At 54.1% G+C, this 24,405-nt stretch carries 22 protein-coding genes; 19 read left to right on the top strand and 3 right to left on the bottom strand.

Annotation, left to right across the window (positions count from 1 at the left end; translation table 11 throughout):
- Positions 1 to 26 precede the first annotated feature (26 nt).
- The 9 genes from EGT74_RS17580 to EGT74_RS17540 all read left to right on the top strand — a co-directional run bounded on the left by EGT74_RS17580 (position 27) and on the right by EGT74_RS17540 (position 8,087).
- Positions 27 to 1,430, top strand: a complete 1,404-nt coding sequence (locus EGT74_RS17580) for an MBL fold metallo-hydrolase (RefSeq protein ID WP_123847879.1) — start codon at positions 27 to 29, stop codon at positions 1,428 to 1,430.
- A gap of 14 nt (positions 1,431 to 1,444) precedes the next feature.
- Positions 1,445 to 2,008 (top strand): YeeE/YedE family protein, encoded by a 564-nt coding sequence (locus EGT74_RS17575; RefSeq protein ID WP_123847878.1) that lies wholly within the window; start codon positions 1,445 to 1,447, stop codon positions 2,006 to 2,008.
- A 22-nt stretch (positions 2,009 to 2,030) separates the two neighbouring features.
- The gene (locus EGT74_RS17570) at positions 2,031 to 2,549 is read left to right on the top strand and encodes a DUF6691 family protein (protein WP_123847877.1); all 519 of its coding nucleotides are present in this window, start codon (positions 2,031 to 2,033) and stop codon (positions 2,547 to 2,549) included.
- A gap of 99 nt (positions 2,550 to 2,648) precedes the next feature.
- Positions 2,649 to 3,215, top strand: coding sequence for a DUF4256 domain-containing protein (locus tag EGT74_RS17565; RefSeq protein ID WP_123847876.1), 567 nt, complete (start codon positions 2,649 to 2,651; stop codon positions 3,213 to 3,215).
- A 268-nt stretch (positions 3,216 to 3,483) separates the two neighbouring features.
- Positions 3,484 to 3,741: a Rossmann-fold NAD(P)-binding domain-containing protein gene (locus EGT74_RS17560; protein ID WP_220392897.1), complete on the top strand. Its 258-nt coding sequence runs from the start codon at positions 3,484 to 3,486 to the stop codon at positions 3,739 to 3,741.
- 49 nt (positions 3,742 to 3,790) lie between these two features.
- Complete coding sequence (locus EGT74_RS17555) at positions 3,791 to 5,368, top strand: Na+/H+ antiporter (protein WP_123847875.1); 1,578 nt, start codon at positions 3,791 to 3,793, stop codon at positions 5,366 to 5,368.
- Positions 5,365 to 6,408: an MBL fold metallo-hydrolase gene (locus EGT74_RS17550; protein ID WP_246008240.1), complete on the top strand. Its 1,044-nt coding sequence runs from the start codon at positions 5,365 to 5,367 to the stop codon at positions 6,406 to 6,408. The genes EGT74_RS17555 and EGT74_RS17550 overlap by 4 nt, the downstream gene beginning before the upstream one ends.
- Positions 6,409 to 6,457: 49 nt before the next feature.
- On the top strand, positions 6,458 to 7,120 hold the full coding sequence (locus EGT74_RS17545; RefSeq protein ID WP_123847873.1) for an NAD-dependent epimerase/dehydratase family protein: 663 nt from the start codon (positions 6,458 to 6,460) through the stop codon (positions 7,118 to 7,120).
- Between the two features lie 13 nt (positions 7,121 to 7,133).
- Entirely contained in the window at positions 7,134 to 8,087 is a 954-nt protein-coding gene (locus EGT74_RS17540) for an alpha/beta hydrolase (RefSeq protein ID WP_123847872.1), read from the top strand.
- 57 nt (positions 8,088 to 8,144) lie between these two features.
- On the opposite strand, the gene EGT74_RS17535 is transcribed toward EGT74_RS17540, so the two are convergent.
- Both EGT74_RS17535 and EGT74_RS17530 read right to left on the bottom strand, forming a co-directional pair.
- Positions 8,145 to 8,591 (bottom strand): GNAT family N-acetyltransferase, encoded by a 447-nt coding sequence (locus EGT74_RS17535; protein WP_123847871.1) that lies wholly within the window; start codon positions 8,589 to 8,591, stop codon positions 8,145 to 8,147.
- Between the two features lie 106 nt (positions 8,592 to 8,697).
- Entirely contained in the window at positions 8,698 to 9,390 is a 693-nt protein-coding gene (locus EGT74_RS17530) for a sterol desaturase family protein (RefSeq protein WP_123847870.1), read from the bottom strand.
- A gap of 80 nt (positions 9,391 to 9,470) precedes the next feature.
- Here EGT74_RS17530 and EGT74_RS17525 point away from each other — a divergent pair, with 80 nt between their 5' ends.
- From EGT74_RS17525 to EGT74_RS26945, 7 genes are all read left to right on the top strand, one after another.
- On the top strand, positions 9,471 to 10,238 hold the full coding sequence (locus tag EGT74_RS17525; RefSeq protein ID WP_123847869.1) for an MBL fold metallo-hydrolase: 768 nt from the start codon (positions 9,471 to 9,473) through the stop codon (positions 10,236 to 10,238).
- A gap of 347 nt (positions 10,239 to 10,585) precedes the next feature.
- Entirely contained in the window at positions 10,586 to 11,521 is a 936-nt protein-coding gene (locus tag EGT74_RS17520) for a dihydrodipicolinate synthase family protein (RefSeq protein WP_123847868.1), read from the top strand.
- Positions 11,500 to 13,071, top strand: a complete 1,572-nt coding sequence (locus tag EGT74_RS17515; RefSeq protein ID WP_123847867.1) for an aldehyde dehydrogenase (NADP(+)) — start codon at positions 11,500 to 11,502, stop codon at positions 13,069 to 13,071. Before EGT74_RS17520 ends, EGT74_RS17515 begins: the two co-directional genes overlap by 22 nt.
- Positions 13,068 to 14,072: a 4-hydroxyproline epimerase gene (locus EGT74_RS17510; RefSeq protein ID WP_246008239.1), complete on the top strand. Its 1,005-nt coding sequence runs from the start codon at positions 13,068 to 13,070 to the stop codon at positions 14,070 to 14,072. Before EGT74_RS17515 ends, EGT74_RS17510 begins: the two co-directional genes overlap by 4 nt.
- 13 nt (positions 14,073 to 14,085) lie before the next feature.
- Positions 14,086 to 15,330, top strand: coding sequence for an NAD(P)/FAD-dependent oxidoreductase (locus tag EGT74_RS17505; RefSeq protein WP_123847866.1), 1,245 nt, complete (start codon positions 14,086 to 14,088; stop codon positions 15,328 to 15,330).
- 105 nt (positions 15,331 to 15,435) lie between these two features.
- Complete coding sequence (locus EGT74_RS17500; RefSeq protein ID WP_123847865.1) at positions 15,436 to 16,320, top strand: AraC family transcriptional regulator; 885 nt, start codon at positions 15,436 to 15,438, stop codon at positions 16,318 to 16,320.
- A gap of 68 nt (positions 16,321 to 16,388) precedes the next feature.
- Positions 16,389 to 16,547, top strand: a complete 159-nt coding sequence (locus tag EGT74_RS26945) for a hypothetical protein (RefSeq protein WP_158618203.1) — start codon at positions 16,389 to 16,391, stop codon at positions 16,545 to 16,547.
- Positions 16,548 to 16,550: 3 nt separating this feature from the next.
- Here EGT74_RS26945 and EGT74_RS17495 read toward each other — a convergent pair whose 3' ends face one another.
- Positions 16,551 to 18,902, bottom strand: coding sequence for an SEL1-like repeat protein (locus EGT74_RS17495; RefSeq protein ID WP_123847864.1), 2,352 nt, complete (start codon positions 18,900 to 18,902; stop codon positions 16,551 to 16,553).
- 244 nt (positions 18,903 to 19,146) lie between these two features.
- Here EGT74_RS17495 and EGT74_RS17490 point away from each other — a divergent pair, with 244 nt between their 5' ends.
- The 3 genes from EGT74_RS17490 to EGT74_RS17480 all read left to right on the top strand — a co-directional run bounded on the left by EGT74_RS17490 (position 19,147) and on the right by EGT74_RS17480 (position 24,399).
- Complete coding sequence (locus EGT74_RS17490; protein ID WP_123847863.1) at positions 19,147 to 19,704, top strand: RNA polymerase sigma-70 factor; 558 nt, start codon at positions 19,147 to 19,149, stop codon at positions 19,702 to 19,704.
- A gap of 71 nt (positions 19,705 to 19,775) precedes the next feature.
- Positions 19,776 to 20,837 carry a FecR family protein gene (locus EGT74_RS17485; RefSeq protein WP_158618202.1) on the top strand — a complete coding sequence of 354 codons (1,062 nt, stop codon included), beginning with the start codon at positions 19,776 to 19,778 and terminating at the stop codon, positions 20,835 to 20,837.
- A gap of 238 nt (positions 20,838 to 21,075) precedes the next feature.
- Positions 21,076 to 24,399 (top strand): TonB-dependent receptor, encoded by a 3,324-nt coding sequence (locus EGT74_RS17480; protein ID WP_158618201.1) that lies wholly within the window; start codon positions 21,076 to 21,078, stop codon positions 24,397 to 24,399.
- The last annotated feature ends 6 nt before the right edge of the window (positions 24,400 to 24,405 follow it).

The following is a 24,405-nucleotide window of genomic DNA, read 5'->3' as shown; positions in this document are numbered from 1 at the left end:
TTGTAGTCAATAGCAAAACAGATGTTATGTATTTTCAGCACATTTATGATAAGAGCCTGGCACAGGGCAGTTATTTTATCGGTTGCCAGAAAGCGGGTGTAGCCGCTGTGATCGATCCCAAAAGGGACGTGGACACTTACCTCGAGATTGCGCAGCAGCAGAAGATGAAAATCACCCATATTCTGGAGACCCATATTCATGCCGACTTCCTCTCGGGATCGCGCGAATTGGCAGCCCTCACTGGCGCAGGCATGTATCTTTCTGACGAAGGCGGACCGGACTGGCAATACGAATTTGACCACATCGGTCTTAGGGATGGCAGCCGCATCCGGGTGGGGAATCTCGAACTGGCCGTACTGCACACACCGGGTCATACACCCGAAAGCATCAGCTTTTTGCTGACGGACCTGCCGGCAAGCGACGCTCCTGTGATGCTCTTTACCGGGGACTTTGTATTTGTAGGTGATATCGGACGGCCCGACCTGCTGGAAAAAGCAGCCGGATTAACAGGTACGCAGGAACCAGGCGCCCGGCAGCAATTTGGCTCGCTTAAAAAATTCAGCGCCCTGCCCGGCTTCGTGCAGGTATGGCCCGGCCATGGCGCCGGTTCCGCCTGTGGGAAAGCATTGGGCGCCGTGCCTTCCACAACAACGGGGTATGAACTGGTGAGAAACTGGGCGTTTCGTTTCGAGCAGGATGAAACAGGATTCGTGGAATACCTGCTGGCAGATCAGCCGGAACCGCCGGCATATTTCGCCATGATGAAGAAACTCAACAAAGTGAACAGGCCATTGCTGACCGAAGTGCCCATTCTTCAGGAATTGGATGCCGCAGCACTGAAAGAGGCGCTCGAAAAAGGGTACAAACTGATCGATACACGCGATAAAGCGGCCTTTGCAGCGGGCCACATTCCGGGGAGCATCAATATCCAGGGGAATAATTCTTTCAACACCTGGGCCGGCTGGTTCCTCGACTATACCACTCCTTTCATTTTACTGGCGGAGCCTGCACAGTTGGACGACCTTACCCGCAAACTGATGCGGATAGGGCTCGACAACATCCATGGCTATATCCCGTCTGTAAAAGCATGGGAAACAACAGGCGGTGCACTGAACAAGGTGCCGGTCATTTCCCTGGATGAATTCAAAACCCTTTACCGGAACAACGGGATCCAGGTGGTGGACCTGCGGGGTGCTACCGAATACCGGGCCGGGCATATCAGCGGCGCAGATCATGTATTTCTGGGAACCATGCTCAATAATCTCGACGAGATCAGCCGGGACAAGACGGTTGTGATCCACTGCCAGGGAGGTGACCGTGCCACCATCGGTTACTCATTGCTTGCCCGGAACGGCTATACGAATGTGCTGAATTTTTCAGGCGGGATGAACCTTTGGCAGCAGGGGGGCAATCCCGTCGTTCATCAATAATCATAAAAAGACCAATGCTTCAGATATTGCAACAACCCTGGCCATGGTATGTGGCAGGGGCCCTGATCGGGCTCATTGTGCCGGCGCTTTTATTGCTGGGCAACAAACATTTCGGCATATCGGCGAACCTGCGGCATGCCTGTGCGGCCTGCTTTCCAGCCGGAATCAAGTTTTTCCGTTACGACTGGAAAAAAGAAATGTGGAATTTCTTTTTTGTGGGCGGCATATTGGCGGGGGCTGTTATAACCGCACTGCTATTGCCAAACCCTGACCCGGTGGTCGTGAATCCGGCACTGGCCAAAGAACTGGCCGGGTATGGCATTACCAGTCAGGGTTCCCTGTTGCCTGCAGAATTGTTTTCGTGGAGTGGCCTTTTTTCGCTGCGCGGATCGATCTTGCTGGTGGGTGGCGGATTTCTGGTAGGTTTTGGCTCAAGATATGCGGGAGGTTGTACTTCAGGGCATGCCATTATGGGCCTTAGTAATCTGCAATGGCCCTCCCTGGTCGCGACCGTCATGTTCATGGCAGGTGGCTTCATTACGGCCAATCTCCTTCTTCCGCTTATTCTTCATTTGTAATCTATAGATCATTCGGACAACTATGCAAACTACAATACAACCTGTCAAACAAGTACCCGGCAATGCTGACTTTGAAGTGCGTTCGCTGGATACTATCTGCATTAATGAATCAGTGCAACGGCATCCCTGGTGGTACAATTTCAAATATCTGGCAGTGGGCATCGTTTTCGGCGTGGTATTCATAAAAGCGGAAATCATCAGCTGGTTCCGAATACAGGAAATGTTCCGGCTGCAGAGTTTTCATATGTATGGGGTCATCGGAACGGCAGTTTTGGTAGGCATGATCTCCGTGTGGCTCATCAGGCGGTTTAATATCAAAACCATCCACGGCGAAGAAATCACTTTCCATCCGAAAAAATTCAACAGGGGCCAGGTATATGGCGGGCTGCTTTTTGGCGCAGGCTGGGCGCTTACAGGCGCCTGTCCCGGACCGTTATTTGCACAGATAGGCACGGGAGCGTTGGTGGTGGGGGTGGTGCTCCTGAGCGCGGTGGCGGGTACCTGGATGTACGGCTATTTCCGCGAGAAATTACCGCACTAGCGCGCCGGAAACAGGAGCCCAGGAAAGAAATTTGAGCAGGTCAGAATCCTTTGTTATTTTAGGTTATTCCATGAAGTAGCCTTATTTAACTGGTTTTATATGAAAAACGCAAAAAAGGAACTATCCGCCAAACAGCGCGAAGACCTCCTCAAAGCACTGAAAACCCGCTTTGAGAAAAACATGCAACGCCATAAAGGCATTGAATGGGCCAAAGTACAGGCCAAACTGGAATCCCATCCCGCCAAACTATGGTCGCTTTACCAGATGGAAGAGACCGAAGGTGAGCCGGATGTGGTGGGATTCGATAAAAAAGCAGGCGAATACATCTTTTACGATTGTTCGCCCGAAACCCCCAAAGGCCGCCGGAACGTATGTTACGACAAAGCGGCGCTCGACGCGCGGAAAGAACACAAGCCGCACGACAGCGCCCTGGAAATAGCGGATGCCATGGGTATCGATGTGTTGACGGAGGAACAATACCGTGAGTTGCAGCAACTGGGGAATTTCGATGCAAAAACGTCGAGCTGGATCATTACGCCGCCTGCCATCCGGAAACTTGGCGGGGCCCTCTTCGGCGATTACCGGTACGGCCACGTATTCGTGTACCACAACGGCGCATCGTCGTATTATTCTTCCAGGGCGTTCCGCGGCTCGCTGCGGGTCTGACGATCCGTAAAATGTTTCATTTTATTCCTGGAATGTTTTCGGTTGCCACCCAACCGAAGCGATAACATTGTAGACTATCTTATACCTACATAAGAAAAGGGTTTGTTTGTAACTGGCTCTTTTCTTTTTTGTATTTATTTAGAAAATAATTTATATTTAAAATAGGAAAAACAAAGGTTTTAGCGTGGAACCGGTGGAGCCATTGCACAACACGTCGTAACATCTCTCCAAAACAATCACAGCACCGCGTTAACTTTATTTGCCCGGAATGCTGAATCAGTTAAAATATTTTAAGTCCTCAGCCGTCATCATCGAAGACGACGTGCTGCATCGTGCCGGCCTGGATGCCGCAGGAAGGGCCGGGACTTCGTTTATGCGATCCGACTATGAAACCACCCAAAAGGACGAGCCTTTCACGGGTACCGAGGTGTCGGGGAGGAGAGTGGCTGCCGGTATTACGAATGTGATACTGTATAAAGAGGTCGGAAAAGCGCCGGCGTCCAGAAGCCTGTTCCGGGGGAGATAAACGGGCTTTTTATTGATGTAGATTTGCCGGATAAACTTTAAAGTCTGATATGCTGGAACATTTTCCTTTTTATTTGGCGGTGATAGTACTGATCGTGCTGCTGATCATGCTGGGCAATAAAATCAAGGTAGCTTATCCCGTATTATTGGTGCTGGCAGGATTGCTGGTAAGTTTTATCCCCGGTGTTCCCGTATTGAAAATCGACCCGGAGCTGATTTTTATTATTTTCCTCCCGCCACTGTTGTACGAAGCGGCCTGGGCAAATTCCTGGAAAGAGCTCTGGCACTGGCGCCGTATAATCGGCAGCTTCGCCTTTATCGTGGTGTTCCTTACAGCCATTTCCGTGGCTTTCGTAGCTAACTCCTTTATCCCCGGTTTTTCGCTGGCATTGGGGTTTGTGCTGGGCGGTATCGTGTCGCCGCCGGATGCGGTGAGTGCCAGTGCCATCCTGAAGTTCGTCAAAGTGCCCAAAAGAATGTCGGCCATCCTGGAAGGGGAAAGCCTGCTGAACGATGCTTCGTCGCTGATCGTTTTCCGGTTCGCGATGGTGGCGGTAGCCACCGGGCAGTTCATCTGGTACGAGGCGGCGCTGAGTTTCGGCTGGATGGTTATAGGAGGAGTGGGCATCGGCTTGCTGGTAGGCCTTGTTTTCCTGAAAGCACATAAATGGCTGCCCACGGATGTTAATATGGATATCATCCTCACCCTTGTAACGCCTTACGCCATGTATATCGCCGCGGAAGAGGCGCATACCTCCGGCGTGCTGGCCGTAGTGAGCGGCGGGCTGTTTTTATCCTACCACCGGCATCGCTTCCTGAGCAGCTCTTCGCGGCTGCGGGGCGAAAACGTCTGGCAAAGTTTTGTGTTCCTGTTAAACGGGCTGGTGTTTATGCTGATCGGCCTCGACCTCCCGGAGATCGTGGCCGGTTTGAAGCAGGAAGGCATCAGTTTCTATGAGGCTACCGGCTACGGGGTGCTCATCACGTTCGTACTGATCTTCGGCAGGATGCTGGCCGCATTCGGCGCGGTAATCGTGACCAGGATTGCAAGTTACTTTATTACGGTGGCCGACAGGAATCCCGGTTTGCGGGCTCCGTTCGTGATGGGCTGGACCGGCATGCGCGGGGTGGTGTCGCTCGCGGCGGCGCTGTCGATTCCCGTGGTGATGGATAATGGCCTGCCTTTTCCCCACAGGAACCTCGTGTTGTACATTACGTTCGTCGTGATTCTGCTGACGCTGGTAGTGCAGGGACTGACGCTGCCGGTGATCATCCGGAAAGTGAAGCTCCCGGATTTCAACGACCACCTGCCGGAAGAGGAAACCGAAAAACACATCCGGGAAGAGCTGGCCAAAGAATCGCTGGACTACCTCCACCAGCATCATCCGGGAGAACTGGAACACAGCTATCACCTGAGGAAGCTGGCCGGCCACTGGAAAAACCAGCTGGTGCCGGACGAGCCGCACCGGGTGCCAGAGCACATTCAGACCATTTATATCAACATTCTCGACAGGCAGCGCACCTGGCTGCTCCAAAAGAATAAAAACGAGCAGCGTATCGATGAAGAGATCGTGAGAAAGTTTCTCCATCAAATCGACCTGGAAGAAGAAAAAATAAAACATGGATGATGGGACTCAATAAAAAATACGGGCGGCTTCCCGATAATACCCGGAAGGCGCTCTTTAATAAACTTTCGAATTATAAAGACGGGCAGTTTCAGAACCTGATCCCAACGCCTGCACTGGCGGAAGGAGCGAGTATGACGAAAGTGCTCTGGAATTTCCTGAGTAAACACCCCGACACGGCGCCTGTGCAGCCCATTCCCTTTGTAGATACGGACTTGAAGCAGTTGCACCCTGGAGAGAACGTCCTCGTCTGGTTTGGCCACAGTTCATATTTCATCCAGGTGGACGGACGGAAGTTCCTGATCGATCCCGTATTCAGCGGAAATGCCTCACCCATCCGCGGCTCCGTCAAAGCATTCCCGGGCTCCAACCGGTACCAGGCTCCGGATATGCCGGATATCGACGTGTTGTTCATTTCGCACGATCATTGGGACCATCTCGACTATACCACCATCGAACAATTAAAGCCGAAGATCGGGAAAGTGATCTGCGGATTGGGGGTGGCGCAGCATTTCGAATACTGGGGCTGGGTTCAGGATAAACTCATCGAAAAGAACTGGTTCGATAGCGTGGATTTGGGTAGTGGTTTCAAGGTTACGTTAACACCGGCACGACATTTCTCCGGCAGGCTTTTTAACCGGAATATCTCCCTCTGGAGTTCCTTCGTGCTGCAAACGCCCTCCAAAAAACTGTTCCTCGGTGGCGACAGCGGCTATGGCCCTCACTTCAAGGATATCGGGGAACAGTTCGGCCCGTTCGACCTGGCCCTGCTCGAATGCGGCCAATACAACGAGAAATGGCCTTATATCCATTCGTTGCCGGATGAAGTGGTGAAGGAAGCAGAAGAATTGAAAGCAAAACACTTCATGCCGGTGCACAATTCGAAATTCAAACTGGCGCAGCATCCCTGGTATGAGCCGCTGCAACAGACGGCTGCCATGGCGGCGGCCAGTCATCAGTCTATCACCACACCGAAAATCGGTGAAAAAGTGGATCTCGACCACCTCGATAAAGTGTGGGAGAAATGGTGGGAACAACGATAACCACAAACCCGTCAACACCATCTTGAAAAAAGAAAAACCGGCTATCATCATGCAACTAAAAGTCATCATCACCGGCGCCACAGGAATGGTTGGGGAAGGGGTATTGCAGGAGTGCCTGCAGAATACTGCTGTGGAAAAGGTACTGCTGGTCAACCGGAAACCTTCCGGTGTATCCCATCCCAAAGTGGAGGAAATCATCCATGGCGATTTTAATGACATTACTGCCATCGCAGACCGGCTGAAAGGTTATAACGCCTGCTTTTTCTGCGCCGGGGTGTCGTCCGTCGGTATGAAGGAAGAAAAATACACCGCCGTCACTTACACCCTCACCATACATTTCGCTGAACAACTAGCGGCCATCAATCCCGATATGACCTTCTGCTACGTATCCGGCGCGGGTACCGACAGCTCTGGAAAAGGAAGACTGATGTGGGCCAGGGTGAAGGGCAGAACGGAAAACGACCTGATGAGGCTGTCTTTCAAGGGTGTCTACAATTTCAGGCCGGCGTTTATGAAGTCATTCAAAGGCGCTAAAAATACCCCGGGGATTTACGCCATCCTGATGCCCTTTTATCCATTTTTCAGGTGGCTGATGCCGAAGTATTTTATCACATTATCGGAACTGGGGAAAGCCATGATCAGTGTGTCGCAGAAAGGGTATGATAAAAAGGTGCTGGAAGTTCCGGATATTGTGAATCTGGCCGCCAACTAAAATCCTCCCTGATATGCAAAAACTCGCCTGTTCCATCCTGATGCTGCTGGCCCCGGCTATCTCATTCGGGCAAAAAATCGAAACAGTATACCTCAACGCAAAAGACAGCACTGTTAACATGTACATCGCGGTGCTGCCCGACAATCAACCGCCCAAGGCATTTATGTTCCTGCTCGACGGGTTCGGCGCCTCGCCCCGCGACGTACTGCAACAAACAACGCTTCCAGTGGTTGCTGCGCAACAGGGTATTCTCACTATTATTCCGTTACTGGAAACAGGACAACTATATTTCGGAACAGATAACGCATCGCAGCAATCGCTGCAGCAGCAGATCAAAGAAGTGATGGGCCGTTACAAATTACAGGGGAAGGATTTTTTTATCGGCGGGTTTTCCATCGGCGGATCCTGTGCAGTGAAATATGCGGAACTGGCCGTGGAGAAAAAATATCCCGTGAAAGCAAAAGCCGTGTTTGCGGTAGATGCTCCACTCGACTGGGAGCGCTTCTACGATGCCGCCAAACGGATGGTGCGGCTGGCCGGGAACAAACCGGTGAACGGAGAGGTGACGTACATGATAGGCAGGATCGAACTGGAATTGAAAGGGACGCCTGAGACGGCGCGGCAAAACTTTTACGACATGTCGCCATACTCGTACACGGACACCACACAGCGGGCCGTCAAAACACTGGTGAATACGCCCATCATGCTGTTCACCGAGCCGGATATACAATGGTGGCTGCGTGAAAGAGGATACGATTACTCCTACATCAATGCGAAAGATAACGCCGCCATGATCAACGAACTGCAGTGGCTGGGCAACAAAAATGCCGTTTTGACGACAACAGACAACAAAGGTTACAGAAAGCCGGATAATAAAAGGCATCCCCATTCATGGAGCATCGCGGAGCCGAAGGCGTTGGTCAAATGGCTGCTGTCACATCCGGCCCGGGGAAATACCCGGCAGTGATAACAAAAAAGGACAAAGCAGGGTTGTTGGCTTTGTCCTTTTGGTACAGTGATTGAATTATTTCCACCAGTGATAGTAATTGTGCAACCCATCGTATTCAAAGCCGCACCTGGGATACAGGTTATTCCCGATATCGTTCGTCTTTTCCGTCTCCAGCATCAACCCGCAGGCATTGGTTTCCGCACACCATTGTTTGCTTCTTTCTATCAGGGCTACCGAAATTCCTTTACCCCTGTAATCCGGATGCACAAATAAATCACTAAGCAGCCATTGTTTCTGCAGTTTGGTGTAATGAAATAATTTGTACAATTGAACAAAGCCTACCGCTTTGCCGTCAGCCATCGCCAGGAAAATATCCGACTCGCTGTTCTGGAACCTTTCCTTCAGAAATGCTTTGCCGCGTTCAACGTCAGACTCCTGACGATAAAAAATACGATACAGGTTGAATAGTTCCGCCGTTTCGTTTAAGTCCTCAAGACTTGCCTTCCTGATTTTGAATTCCATGCTGAAATGTTTTTCGGTTTAAGCTGCAAAAGTATGCCATAGCCGGATGGCTTGAGGGGACCAGTTTTGAATATATAGGATGGTCCAGCGGTGCCTATGCGGCGATTCAAGCGTTGACGTAGGTACCAAAGAGCCGGTCCCACAGGTTGGTGTAGAACCCGAAATTGCAGTGTAGGTTGCGGTGATGGTCGTGATGGAAGCGGGAGGTGCCGATAAATCGGGTGATGCCTGTGTTATAGTGCTGGCCGTTGCCGCCGAGGTGGCCGACTATCCCGAACACCACATTCAACACGAGGTAGAGCACCATCGCCCAGATGTTAAATGCCCAAGGCAGTAAAATCGCCAGCCACATGCCGCCAAAGGCGAATGTTTCGGCCGGGTGCAGCACGAAAAGGTCGATCGGCTTCGGGTCGATGGCCTCGTGGTGGAGCGTGTGTATAAACCGGTACAGGAAGGAATAGTGGATGGTCCAGTGAAAAACGTACATGAGGAAGTCCATCACAAAGAACAAAATCAGGGCATCCACGAAGAAATAAGCCGACCAGGAGGAGTCAATTACAATCCAGCCTTTTTGCCATAACATGAACCCTGCCTGTGTGACGACCGTGTTGATCAGCACCGTTCCCGCGGCGATGAACCTATCCCGTTTGCTGGCTGGTTCCCAGGGAACGCCGTTTTTCCGCAGCATCAGAGCGCCAAACAACAATGCTGCTGCAAATACGAAGAGGTTTTGCGCGAGAAATACCAGGAATTGAATGCCTGGTGGTAGTTCGGAGAGCGCGGTCAGGATGTGCTTCATTTCGGCATCAAATATAAACAATTGAGATGTCTGAAGGCGGATAAGAGTCTTCGCTGTACATTTGCGCTTTAATTGAACATATGACCCGCACGAATACCCTCCAACTCATACGCAACGCCACCCTGGTGCTGCAGTACGCCGGCAGAAAGATACTGGTAGACCCGATGTTTTTCCCCAAAGACGCTTACGATTCCCTGGCCGGCATCGCCAGGAACCCGACGATCGACCTGACGGTTCCCGTTGACGCCATCACACGCGATCTGGACGGGGTGCTCGTCACCCACACGCACCGCGACCATTTCGACGCTGCGGCCAGCCAGGCACTGGATAAATCCATCACGCTGCTCCATCAGCCCGCCGACGAAGCTTACTTCGAAAAAGAAAATTTTACGAATGCTGCAAAGATCACCGATGAAACACATTGGAACGGTATCCACATTATCCGCACGGGCGGCAGGCATGGGAGCGGGGAGATATTGCTGAAAATGGGTGAAGTGTCGGGTTTCGTGCTGAAAGCCGAAGGAGCGCCTACCGTCTACATTGTAGGCGACAGTATCTGGCTCCCGGAGATTGCGGATAACATACACCGGCACCGTCCTGATTATATCGTCATCAATTCCGGCGGCGCCGTAATTCCAGGGCACGAGCATACGCCGATCCTGATGCAGGAGGAGCAGGCCATTGCATTGATCCGGGCAGGCGGCAATGCAAAGGTGATCGCGGTGCACATGGAAGCGCTCGACCACTGCCGCACCACCCGCGCATCGCTTCGCGCAGCGGCGGACGCGGCGGGCATCAGCAGCGGTCAATTGCTCATTCCGGCCGATGGTGAAGTGCTGATACTGTAAAAGGACCGGCGGCTCAGGGGGTCACCATCACGTCGTACGGCAGGTACAATTCCCCTTCCGTAACGGTGATGCGCTGGGTGCGATCGCGGTCGTTGGAGATAAATGGACTTCATACGTGCATTTTTATTGAATACACGAAGATAGGAAACCCACCGGATCTGTGCATGCCGGCAAGTTGATATTCCCTTTGGGGAGAACTTCTTTATCGCGGCGTAAAGTGTTTTGACCCCGTTTTTTGCCCCAATCATATCAACGCCGCTTCAAACCGGTTAATTTCCGCAAAGTAGCGGCCAATTCGCGTAAAGTGCCGCCGGGGCCTATCGTGTACTTTTGGTCAAACAAATGTTATGGCCCAATTTAACTGGAACGGTGTGTTCCCCGCACTGCTCACGCCGTTCAATACATCTGATGAAATAGATCTGGAGGTATTCCGTACCAACCTACAGGCCCAGCTGGATGCAGGGGTAGATGGTATCATTCTCGGCGGGTCACTCGGCGAGGCCAGCTCGCTCAGCAACGAAGAGAAAAAACAGCTTTATTTCGCTGCGCGCGAATTTCTGCCGGAAGGTTTTCCCATCATTGTTAACATCGCTGAACAAACTACCCGCGCTGCCACCAACCTCGCCAGGGAAGCGGAAAGCTGGGGGGCGAATGCTTTGATGCTGCTGCCGCCCATGCGGTATAATGCGGACGCGAACGAAACGGTTACTTACTTCAAATCCGTGGCGGAGGCTACCAGCCTGCCGATCATGTTATACAACAACCCGGTGGATTATAAAATCATGATTACGCTGGAGATGTTCGAGGCGCTGCTGCCGTATAAAAACATCCAGGCCGTGAAGGAATCTACCAGGGATGTGATCAATATTACGCGCATGATCAACCGCTTCGGCGACCGGTATAAAATACTCACCGGCGTGGATCCCCTCGCAATGGAAAGCCTCGTACTGGGCGCCTGCGGATGGGTGGCTGGGCTGGTGGATGCATTCCCGAAAGAAACCGTGGCGATATTCCGGTTGGTGAAATCAGGAGACGTTGAGGCTGCCCTGAAAATCTACCGCTGGTTCATGCCGTTGCTGGAGCTCGATATTCATCCCAAACTGGTGCAATATATCAAACTCGCCGCCACGGCCACCGGCATCGGTACGGAACATGTCCGTGCCCCGAGGCTGCCATTGACAGGCGAAGAACGCACCCGTGTACAGAAAGTGATTGACGACGCATTGGCCGCCCGTCCGGCATTACCCGATACAACATCCGCATGGAAACCGCAAACAGTATAGGAGGAGTTTACAAACAGCTCGAAACAAGATATTTCAAGGCGGTGAACCCGGCTACCGGGGAAACACTGCCCGGTGCGTTTGCCTGCGCAGATGAGCCCGCAGTGAACCAGGCGATGGAGGCTGCTGCTGCGGCATTCCCGTCTTACCGGGGAACAAGCCGCGAAGAAAAAGCAGCCCTGCTGCGAACGATAGCGGCGGAATTATCAGCCATTGGAGATTCACTGATCGTGAGAGCCCATGCCGAAACCGGCTTACCCGTTGCGCGCCTCACCGGGGAGTTGGGCAGAACAACAGGCCAGCTGAACCTTTTTGCAAACCTGGTGGAAGAAGGGTCTTGGGTGCAGGCGGTGATCGACACCGCGCAACCCGACCGCAAACCGCAACCCCGGCCCGACATCCGCAAAATGCTGGTGCCCCTGGGCCCGGTGGTGGTGTTTGGTGCAAGCAATTTCCCACTGGCGTTTTCGGTGGCCGGTGGAGATACCGCTTCGGCGCTGGCTGCGGGCTGTCCCGTGTTAGTCAAAGCGCATGCGGCGCACCCCGGTGTCAGCGCGCTGGTAGCAGGGGCTGTGAATGCCGCTGTAAAAAAATGCGGCCTGCCGCCAGGTGTGTTTTCGATGTTGTACGACGATGGTTATGTGGTTGGCGCTGCACTGGTGCAGCATCCCCTCACGAAAGCCGTGGCCTTCACCGGTTCACTGAAAGGCGGTATGGCGCTGCAACGCCTTGCCGCACAGCGGGCCGTACCGGTACCGGTGTTCGCGGAAATGGGCAGCATCAATCCGGTAGTTATATTGCCCGGCGCCATGGAAAAAAGAGCAGAGGCAATCGCCGCTGAACTGGCAGGCGCCATCACATTAGGAGCGGGACAATTCTGCACCAATCCTGGTTTGTTGCTGGCTATTGAAACCCCTTCGCTGGAACGTTTCGAATCCGCACTGGCAGCGGCCATCCGGCAAACACCGCCGGCTACCATGCTCACTGCATCTATCCATCATCATTATATGGAATTGTCGACCGCCATGCGCCAGGAAACAGGCGTATCGCCGCTGGCCGTTGTCACGGAAGCAGGGGGAGGACAGGCGCAAGCACAGGTCCTGAAAGTGCAGGCGGAAGATTTTCTGCAAACACCCGCGCTGCGTGAAGAAGTGTTCGGTCCCAGTTCATTGCTGGTAGTGGCGAAGAACAAAGCTTCCCTGCAGGCGGTGGTGGCGTCACTCCAAGGTCAGCTCACCGCTACGGTGATCGCGGAAGAAGAGGAATTATCAGGAGAGCAGGATTTGTTGCTGCAATTATCCGGCATCGCCGGCCGGCTCATTTTTAACGGTGTGCCTACTGGTGTGGAGGTGTGCGCCGCGATGCAGCATGGCGGGCCTTTTCCGGCCAGCAGCGACAGCCGCTTTACCTCCGTGGGCTCCGCCGCCATCTACCGTTTCGTGCGGCCGCTGGCCTGGCAGAACTGGCCGGATGCTTTGCTGCCCGGCGAACTACGGGCCGCCAATCCATTCAATATTCTCCGTACAACGGATCAAAATTTGTCAACACGATGATCGCAAAAACATTCTTCTGTGTGGATGCGCATACCTGCGGCAACCCGGTTCGGCTGGTTGCCGGGGGCGGTCCCGTCCTGCAGGGCGCCAGCATGAGCGAAAAACGGCAGCACTTCCTCCGGGAATTCGACTGGATCCGCAAAGGGCTGATGTTTGAGCCCAGGGGGCACGACATGATGTCCGGCAGCATCCTCTATCCGCCGCACAATCCTGAAAACGATGTGGCGGTGCTGTTCATCGAAACCAGCGGCTGCCTGCCCATGTGCGGCCACGGCACCATCGGCACCATCACGATCGCCATAGAAGAAGGACTGCTGATCCCGAAAGTGCGCGGCACCGTCAGGATGGAAGCGCCGGCAGGGCTGGTGATCATTACTTACAAAGAAGAAGGAGGGAAGGTGAAATCCGTGAAACTGAAAAACGTGCCCGCATACCTTGCCGCGGAAAATCTGCAGGTGGATTGCCCGGGCCTGGGGTCCCTCGTTTTCGATGTGGCCTATGGCGGGAACTTCTACGCGATCATCGACCCACAGGAAAATTTTTCAGGGCTCGAAAACCATACCGCCGCACAGCTGGTGGCCTGGAGCCAGGTAATCCGCCAGCGCATCAATGAAGCATACACGTTCGTACATCCGGACGATGCCACCATCAATGGCTGCAGCCACGTACTCTGGGCGGGAACGCCGCTCGACCCTTCATCCACAGCACGGAATGCCGTTTTTTACGGCGACAAGGCCATCGACCGCTCACCCTGCGGCACCGGCACTTCCGCCCGCATGGCGCAATGGCATGCCAAAGGCAAGCTGAAAGAAGGCGATGCGTTTGTGCATGAAAGCATCATCGGCAGCAAATTCACCGGCCGTGTGGAAGCGGTGACGGAAGTGGGCGGCAAACCGGCCATCGTTCCCAGCGTGGAAGGATGGGCGCGGGTATACGGATACAATACGATCAGGATCGACGAAGCGGATGACCCGTACGCATTCGGCTTCCAGGTGCTTTAATTTTTGACAGAACATGGCACACATCATTATCATCGGCGGTGGCATCATCGGGCTGAGTGCGGCGTATTACCTGCACCGGGAAGGACACGAGGTAACCGTGCTCGACAAAGGCGACATCACCGGCAACTGCTCTTACGGCAACGCCGGCATGATCGTACCGAGCCACTTTGTGCCGCTGGCCGCACCGGGTATGATCAGACAGGGCATCCGCTGGATGTTTAACAGCAGGAGCCCATTTTATATAAAACCGGCGATTAACAGTGAACTGATCGGCTGGGGGTTACAATTCATCAAACATGCTACCGCCAGACATGTGGCGGCCGCGGCCGTACCGCTGCGCGACCTGTCGCTCCTGAGCCGGTCGTTGTACAACGAACTGGCGCAGGAGCCGGGTTTAGCGTTCGGCCTGCAACACAAAGGCATCCTGGCCTTTTTTAAAACCAACAAAGCGGCGGAAGAAGAAGCGCATCTTGTAAAAGACGCCGCCGCGCTCGGGCTCGATTTCGCGCTGCTCGACGCAAAGGCCTGCCGGGCGCTCCAGCCGGACCTGGAGTTGGATGTGCTCGGCGCGGTACATTATCGTTGCGACGGGCATCTCTCACCCCGCAGTCTCATGACCACCCTGCTCGCATATCTTGAAAAAAACAACGTCACCATCCTGCGCAACCATGCGGCAGACGGTGTGGAAATGGAAGGAGGCGTCATTCGTGCGATAACGGCATCGGGCAAACGATTTACCGCCGACCATTTTGTGTTGGCCACCGGTGCCTGGTCGCCCGCCGTGGCAAAAATGCTGCACGTCAAAGCACCGCTGATGCCGGGAAAGGGGTATTCGTTCATGGGCGAGAATCCGAACGATTGCCTGCAGATCCCGGCGCTCCTTTGTGAAGCGCGGGTGGCCGTTACACCGATGGACGAACAAATCCGCTACGGCGGCACCATGGAGCTGGCCCGTATCAACGGGAAGGTGAATATGAACCGTGTACAGGGCATTGTAGATGCCATTCCGGCTTATTTTCCAGGCCTTCGCCCTGCGTTGCCCGCTACGGCCAACACCTGGTTCGGATTCCGGCCTTCTTCGCCGGACGGCCTTCCTTACATCGGGTACAGTAAAAAAGTGAAAAACCTGGTACTGGCCACTGGCCATGGCATGATGGGCCTCAGCCTTGGCCCGGCCACCGGCCTGCTTGTGAGCCGCCTCATCAATGGCCAGCCAACCGAGGTAGGTATGGAGCCGTTTGCCCCGGATCGGTTCTGACGGCCGGCCATATTTTGACCGGTTTTTGCCGGATTTTAACCGGATAGGTGCTTGTTGGGTTGTTTCAGGATAAAATGTGTAAATTGTAGCTACGTAACGCTGCTTATGAAAGTACTGCCGTTTACCATTTTATATCCTGACGATAAAAGTGTGATTGCCGAACAGATCGAGCAGCCGCACTTTTACCAGTTCCTGCACCGTCACGACGAGTGTCAGCTCACCCTCGTGGAAAAGGGAGCGGGCATCCTCATTGCTGGGAACAACATGCATGCCTTCCGGCCGGGCGACATCTTCCTGATTGGCGGTAACCTGCCGCACCTTTTCAAAAGCAACCCGGAGTATTTTGCACCGGGCAGCACGCATACCATCAAAGCCACATCACTTTATTTCAATATCAATGGCACCATGGGCGGATTATTCAATCTGCCCGAGATGAAGGCGGTTAAAGCCTTCCTGCAGGCGGGCAAACACGGGTTCAAAGTGGCTGCTGCCCACAACACAGTGGTGGCCGCCGGCATTCACGCAGTACATGCAGCATCAGGGCTCGAGGCGCTTCAGCGCTTTCTTGAGCTGCTTACCACGCTGCATTCCCTCAAAGGCTCCGTTCCGTTATGCCCGGTGGATTATTCGGCGGAAATGTCGGAAAGCGAAGGCATACGGCTGAGCAGGATATTGAGTTTTATCATGCAACGCTACAACACGCCTGTATCGCTGGAGGAAGTGGCGGCCGTGGCATATATGACGCCGCCGGCCTTCTGCCGGTATTTCAAAAGGCATACCGGCCGCAAGTTCGTGAACTTCCTGAACGAGGTGCGGATCAACGAAGCGTGTAAAAACCTCACCCGGCCCGGGAAACCCGACGGTATCGCCGACGCGGCCTACAATGCGGGCTTCAACAGTATCACCAATTTTAACCGGGTTTTCAAAAGCATCAAAGGGCATTCCCCAAGGGAGTACATCGCGCAGTATAATGCGGTGAACGGGTTTTAGGCTGGTGCAGGTGTTGCGGTATAACCGGCTTCATCAGCGGGCCGTCGCATCGCGTCATGCTCGTGCAGATGCGTCATCACAATACTTTCAAATTGTACCTTACCGGCCGCGAATCGGATGGCATAACCGAAACGCTCTTCCGCAAAACGGTGGCAGCGTTCAACAAACGACTTGCCGAATCGAAGGCAGATACGGTGGGCTTTGTGCTGAAAACATTTAACCGGTAATTTCTACCAGCGGTTGCGAAATTTTTCGCGGTATTCGTCGGCGTAGGGCACACCTGCGGCTTCGGCAGCATCGATGTGAGCACGGGCTTTGGCCGGGTCGTAAAATGTGCTGCTCATGTAGAGAATGGCAAGGTCTACGTGTACCTCCGGTTGTTCGTCTACCGCTTCGAGGTAGTAATTCATGGCTACGTTGAGGTCGGAAGCTACACCCGTGCCGTCTGTATAAAAACAACCCAGCCGCCATTTGGCGAAGGCGCTGCCTTTTTGCGCTGCTTCCTTGTAGTAAAACACCGCGTTGGTATGATCGCCTTTCTTTTCGTGAATGTTGCCGATGAACAGGGATACGTCTTCGTTCGCTTTATAAGCATCCCAATAATATTGCAGGGCTTTGTCGAGGTCCACGTGATTGTATTCCGGTTGGAAATAGATCTCTCCCAGGGAGGTGAGCGCCCCGGCGTGGCCCGCTGCTGCGGCTTTTTCCAGCCAGTGAATCGCCATGGCGGTATCCTGCTCCGTGCCGCGGCCGTAGAGGTAGGAGAGGGCGAGGTTGTTCATGCCGTACTGGTTCTCCAGTAACGCGGCTTTGCTGTACCAATCAAAGGCGAGTTGGTAATTGATGAAGTCGTCAGCCGTTTCATAAATGAACCCGATATCAGTCATCGCCCCGCTATGCCCCAGTTCCGCCGCTTTCCCGTAATGTTCCAGCGCTTTCGCAAACTGCTCTTTCCCGAGCGCGTCTTCTCCTTTTTGGTACCAGCTTTCCGCAAGCTTTTGTGGCGCGGCGATCTGTTCGAGCTGTGCTGTTTCCGCTTTACTGAAGTAATATTTTGCGTCGCGCAGTTCTTTTTTGGCTTCGTTTACGTTGATGGGACGTGTGTCGCCGTTGCGGCTGATCACATCGATGCCCGCATCGTGGAAACCCAGAGCTGTGCCATATGCCAGCTCGCCGCCCTTGCCACTGAGGCTTTTGTAGATGGGGCTGGTGATGATGTTCCCGGCAATGCCGGCCAAGCCCCAATGTTTGTTTTGCTGGTAGCCGAAAATATCTTTTTTGATCCATTTTACCCCGTCGTATTCCATGGGTAGGACCCATCCCGGTTTACTGCCTGCGGTGAACAGGCCGGTGCGTTTGTTCTGCATCACCACCACGAAGACCTCGCCATTGCTGTCACCCACGTCTTTTAATGGATGCAGCGCCTGGTAAATGCAGGGGAGCACCCAGCCTTTTTGTGGCACGTACAGTCCTTTGCCATTGCCGTCTTCGGCGATGAGGCCGTTGAGTGTATATTCAGCGCGGATGTTTTTGTAGTCTGCAGGCAGCACTTCGTTCCCGTCAGCGTCCTTCAGGCCCACCCGGTTGCCCTGTTTCAGAATGTAGTACTCGCCGAACATGTCGATGCTGATGGCGCGGCCCTCCGCCAGCGGCCGGAACCGGTGTGTGAAATACTGGTTGCGCCCATCGGCTCCGTAAAAAATATAGTGCGCGTAGTGACCGCTATAATCCACCGCAACGTCCTGCGCCGCACGGAAATCAACAAGGGTGTTGCCTTTGAAGTCGATGATGCCCCATGATCCCTGCTGCATTACGGCGATCTGATTACCGGTGAGTACATATGCATCTTCGTAGACAGCTGGCAGAATTTCCTGTCCCATTACGTCTTTCAGGCCATAGCGGTCGCCGTCCCGGAACACTTCCGGCTCGTTGGACGTTTCGGGCTCAAAGCTGTCGATCACGGCCCAGCCGTAATTGTAGGTTTCTTCGTTGAGCAGTTCCCGGAAGTTCCGGAAAAAGGCGTCTCCTGAAGCAAAATAGGGGCAGGCGTCGAGCAGGGCAGGATCATCCGCTGCAATAGCCGCGGTGATAGCGGCATTATTAGCTTTGATGCTTTCCGCCAATACGCGGGCCTGTGCGGCGTGGTTGCCTTCGCTGCCATCGTCCATCACGTTAAAAACATCCCAGGCGTCGAGATGGAAATATGGAAACACCGCTTTGTTGTCCAGGAACTGCAACAGCTGGTCTTTCGCGTGCTCAAAGGCCGGCTGGTTTTTGATGAGGTGCTTTTTGTGTCTGTCGATGAAGTCATACAACGCACGGATGGCGGTTATGCCCGCGGAGGCAGGGGCATACAGCCCGCCTTCGGTGCCGTTGTACAAAGGTGGCAGTATGGTGATGTCGCCGGCCAGCAGCGGTTGCAACAGCAGAGGGAGTTCGTAGCCCCACTCGGTGAGCATCAACACGCCGTCGCCATTAGTGCCATAGGAGGCGAGGATGGCATCGATGCCGGTGGGGGCCGGTCTTTCTTCACTGGCGGCAGGCAGGCCGCTTATATTGTAGAGATATATTCTGTGCGACATATGGTTTCCGGGTTAAGGGTGCAAGTATACGAAAATGTGTGATTGTGAAAGGGAGGTACCGGGGCTTCCTCCGAACGGGTTTGTTAAAATACCGTAAGAAATTGCTAATTCTGTGTGAATTTCCTGTTTGGCGGGTCGTTACCTTTAACTCCGACCGTTCATCCTCTTCTGATGTATTCGTTGTATTGGCCACGTCTTAATTCGATATCATATTTCGCATTGCACACCATATAATTGTTAGAAAGTGATCAGCGCCTGGCAGGAAAAAATTGCATTGCATGACGACGCTGCTTCATTCGAGCAGCTGTATCTTCATTTTTCGCCGGAGCTGACCCGGTTTGCGACTTCTTTTCTCATGGACCATTCGCTGGCCGAAGATATCGTGGCAGACACCTTTGTAACGCTCTGGAAAAAAAGGAGTACGCTGCAGGCAATCGACAACCTGCGGGTATACCTGTATTCCTGCATCCGAAATGCTTCCCTCAACTATATCCAGCACCATCAGAAACGGATGTTTTTTCCATTCGACCAGCTGGACGTACCCCTCGAATCTTACTTCGATACATCCAATCCCGAGCAGCAGTACATTTCGCGGGAACTGCACGACGCCGCGGCCCGTGCGGTAGAAGCGCTGCCGCCCAAATGCCGCATGATTTTCCGGCTCGCCCGCGAAGAGGGCCTGCGGTACAAAGAAATCGCGTCCATCCTAAACATTTCCGTTCGCACCATCGACAGCCAGGTGGCCATTGCGCTGAAGCGCATCCACGCGGCCATTGCTCCCTACCTCGTGCGCTACCCCTGATTTTTTTTAATTCGTTTTAGGTGATTACTCCCCCCGGATTTGTCTTATAGGTGAATCCAATGCATGTCTTCATGTCTGATGATCGATACTGGATCCTGATTGGCCGCCAACTGAGCGGGGAAATCACGGAGGCAGAATTAAAGGAACTGGCCGCCATGCGCGTGCCGGACGCGGAAGAAGACCCGGCTCTTTCGCTGTTGTCGAAGAACTGGCCCGTCAGCCGCCCATCCATACCGGAACAGGAGAAGGCCCGCAAACTGGAATTGCTGCGGGGAAAGCTGGCGGGTGACGCGGGTGAAAGCCCCGAGCCGGTCCTGCCGCCTATGCATGCCCGGCGGGGAAAAACTGTGGCATGGATAACCATGGTGGCGGCTGCCTGTATTGCCGGTGCCTGTTACCTGTTTTTTACCGGCGCACCGGAGCATGAATTGCATGAAATTACCGCGAAACCAGGCATCAAATCACGTATTACCCTGCCTGACGGCTCGCTGGTCTGGCTCAATGCCGGCAGCAAACTGGCGTACGACGATGGTTTCGGGCGCGATAACCGCCGCATCCGCCTCAATGGGGAGGCTTACTTCGATGTGGCTACACAGGCCGAGACCCCCTTTGTGATAACGGCTGCCGGGGTGGAAGTGAAAGTGTTGGGAACGGCCTTCAATTTAAAGGCCTATGATGGCGAGCCCTCAGTAGAAACGGCCTTACTGAAAGGAAGCGTACAGGTGGCCTACCCGAGCGGCGGAAAAACGGAAACCGTGTTGCTGAAGCCCATGGAGAAACTGCTGATTACGCGCCCCGGAGCCAAGGGCAAAGCGCTATCGGAATCGGTGGCCATCGAAGCGCTGCGGTTTCAGAAAGGTAAAGACGGCCTCATCCCGGAAATCGCCTGGAAAGACAATACCCTTTGCTGCGACCGCGAACCTTTTCCCAGCCTTGCTGCCCGGCTGGAAAGGTGGTATAATGTAGACATTCGCTTCGCGGATGATGCGGCAGCGAAACTGGAATTTACCGCCACCATAAAAAGCGAAAAGCTGGAAGACGTGCTGGATGCGCTGAAAGCTGCATCCGGCCATCGTTTTGACTATACATACGACTCGATGCAAAGAACAGTGAACATCAACGAGGTACATTAGATACGCAATCAACCAAACTCACTTCTGTTATGAAGAACAATTCCACCTAACGCCCTGCCGTCAAACAAAAGGGGAATGCTGACACATCCCCCTGAAGAAAGTTTTCAGTACAGATGCCCTTCGTTTTGCAAAGGGAAGGGGCATCTATTGTCAAACCATCTCAACCAAAGGTATGAAAAAAACACACAGGACCTGCGGCTTGCCGTACCGGCCTGCTATCACCCAGTGCATCAAAGTTATGAAGATTACTTTCCTGCTGCTGCTTGCCTGCCTTCAGTTACAGGCCGGGTTCTCTCAACGGAGAATCTCGCTGCGCTTCGACCAGGCAAGCCTCAAGGACGCGCTTCGAATGATCGAACAGCGTAGCTCTTTCCGTTTTATTTACAACGATGATCTCCTGCCGCCGGATAAGCAGGTGACCCTTTCCGTGCACAACGCGAAAGTGGAAGAAGTGTTGACGCGCGTGCTGGAAGGCACCCCGCTTTCCTTTACCCTGAAGTCGCCGGAACTGGTGGTAATTGGTCCCCATGAGCCGGGCGCCATGCGCTACCTTATTGTCAGGGGCACGGTGAAAGATACGTCGGGAGCCCCGCTGGTAGGGGCAATCGTCAGGCAGAAAAACGGGCCGGGAGGCACCACCACGTCCGAAACCGGCGCCTTCGAACTGAACGTTCCGGAAGGGGCTACACTCATTTTCTCACTGATCGGTTACGAACCGCAGGAGCTGGCAGCCGCTGCCACACCCATGGACGTGCGGCTGAAGGTATCTGCCAGCGCACTGGAACAGGTGGTGGTGGTAGGTTACGGCAGCGACACCCGGCGCAAGCTGGTAACGGCGGTGTCGACCATCAAAACAGATAAGATGACCACGCTGCCTTTCTCCAATATGGCCGATGCTTTGGCCGGCCGCGCCCCGGGTGTGATCACCATGAGCTCGGGCGGCGAACCGGGCGTAGGCTCGGCAAGGATTGCCGTTCGCGGCGGTTCGGGCCCGGACAGGGGCGGCCCGTTGTTCGTAATCGACAACGTGGTATCGTCGCGGTTTGATTTCCAGAACCTCCAGCCGCAAGATATCGAAGCCATTTCGATTTTGAAAGACGGTGGTGCCACGGCCGTGTACGGTGCACGCGGCGCCAACGGCATCATCCTCGTTACCACCAAGCGCGGCCGCGCCGGAAAAGTGAGTATCAACTTCGGGGTGCTCACCGAGTTTTCGAAACCGACGGTATTGCCGAAACGCGTCAACGCCTACAACTTTGCGCTGGCGCAGAATGCAGCCGCGGCCGCGGATAATCAGCCGGCCGTGTACTCCCCGGGCAGGCTCGATACCATCCTGAACAAAAAAGATCCCTATGTGTGGCAGGATAACGACTGGTACGATATGACCCTGCGCAATTACACGCCGCAAACGAAATACAGCCTCGACGTAAGCGGAGGCTCCGATAAAACAACATACTTTCTTTCTCTAGCCTATTTCAATCAACATAGCAACTACAAAACGGATGTAACCGGCTTCAAACGGTATAACGCCCGTGCCAGCGTTACCCAGCACTTCGACAAACAGGGCATCACCGCCAGCGCTAACATGTATGCTACGCTCACCAATAACGGGTTTCCCGGTGCCAGCGCTTTCGAAATATGGAGCCACCTGCAAAACAGTCCCCCGTTTAAAATGGCTTATAACAAAGACGGGACTTATGCAGCGGGTGTTGATCATCCGCTCGTAGACATCGATCCCCGTTCGGGTTACCGCCGCGATGAGTTCCGGAACGTGAACGGCAACCTGACGCTCGACTGGCAGGTACCCTGGGTAAAGGGGCTCAAAGCCGGCGTGCTGGGGTATTACAAAATAGAAGACCGCTTCCGGAAAGGTTGGTATACCCGCGCACCACAATTCGACAACCTGGGCATCGAACAATACCGCACGCCGCCTTCCCTGGACGAGATATCGGATCGCTCGCAAAGTACCACGCTGCAGGCACGCATCGAGTACCAGCGTAGTTTCCGCAAACATGCGGTGAATGTGCTGGCGCTGTATGAGGAAAGCGAAGATATGGCGGAACAATTGTCGGCCAGGCGTATCAATTTTCCCTCTTCCGCTGTGGATCAGCTTTTCGCGGGCAGCAACAATGGCCTCGTCAATGGCGGCAGCGCCGCTGAAGGCGGGCGTCGCGGATATGTGGGCCGCCTGAAATACGACTACGATGCGCGATACATCATCGAGGGCAGCTTCCGTTACGACGGTTCAGACCGCTTTCCCCGCGAACGCAACAGCAAATGGGGGTTCTTCCCCTCGCTGTCGCTCGGATGGGTGGCCAGTGACGAAGAGTTCTTCCCCTTCAAAAAAATCTTCGACCAGTTCAAGCTGCGCTATACAATCGCTACAGTGGGCAATGACGATGTGCGGGATCCCGCCGGTAATGCCGTGCGTTTCCCCTACCTGCTGAATAGCTACTCCCTCATAGAAAATGCCTACGTGGTTGGCGGCAATCCGATGATCGGGTTCAGGGAAGGTAGCCTGGTAGACAGGTTCGTATTGTCGTGGTACTCCACCCGCGATTACAACACGGGCCTCGACTTCGCTTTGCTGCGCAATCGCCTGAGCGGCAGCGTGGATTATTTTTACAAACGGACCACCGGCTATATCATCAATTCCGCGGCACGGTATACCACGCCACTCGGCACCGGTCTTCCTTATGCATCGTCCAACTCCGCTTTCCGGCGCCATGGTATGGAATTCCAGCTCAATTATGCCGACAGGGCGGGCAAGGATTTCCAGTACCAGGTAGGCGGTAACCTTACGATGTACAACGAACTGTGGGAGCGTGACGACAGTGAGGACAGCGTGTCGCTCAAGAACCCGAAGAACCGCCGCACCCACGCTACATTTGTTTGGGGCAACGGGCTTCACAACCAGGGGTATTACCAGTCGGTCGACGACATCATCAATCATCCCCGCTATACGCCCGGCGGACAGCTGACGCCTGGCGACATCCGCTATGAGGATACCAACGGCGACGGAAAGATTGACGGCAACGACGCCACCCGCATCGGCAAACAGCGTTTCCCCGCGCTCACGTTCGGGATGAACATGTCAGCGACCTGGAAGGCGTTCAGCGTGGAGATGTTGTGGCAGGGCACCGGTACCCGCACTGTGCGGCTGCAAGGCTCGCTCACGGCGTATTCCGCAAACTTCCTGGTATATGACTTCCAGCGCGATTTCTGGACGCCCGACAACAGGGAGGCCCGTTTCCCGCGACAGGCATTGTCGTCGGACCGCAATGGGAATAACAACTATGCGCCGGGCGGCACCGCTTCCGATTTTTGGCTCTATGATGCGCGTTACCTCCGTCTGAAAAGCCTGCGTATCGCCTTCGATGCCAAAAAGCAGTTCCCGCGGCAACTGGCTTTCCTGAACAGCTGCCTGGTTACGCTGAATGGCACCAACCTGCTCACTTTCTCGCCGGTAAAGGACTATTTCGATCCGGAAACCAGCGACGAAAGCAACTATGGCTATCCAGTGCAGAAAGTGTATTCCGTAGGGCTGAACATAGGGTTCTAGTTTTCA

Origin of the sequence: Chitinophaga lutea (genome assembly GCF_003813775.1) — a bacterium.
In the GTDB taxonomy this organism is placed as follows: Bacteria; Bacteroidota; Bacteroidia; order Chitinophagales; family Chitinophagaceae; genus Chitinophaga; species Chitinophaga lutea.
Note: the sequence above shows the minus strand (reverse complement) of the source record. Positions and strands in the feature narration are given on the sequence as shown.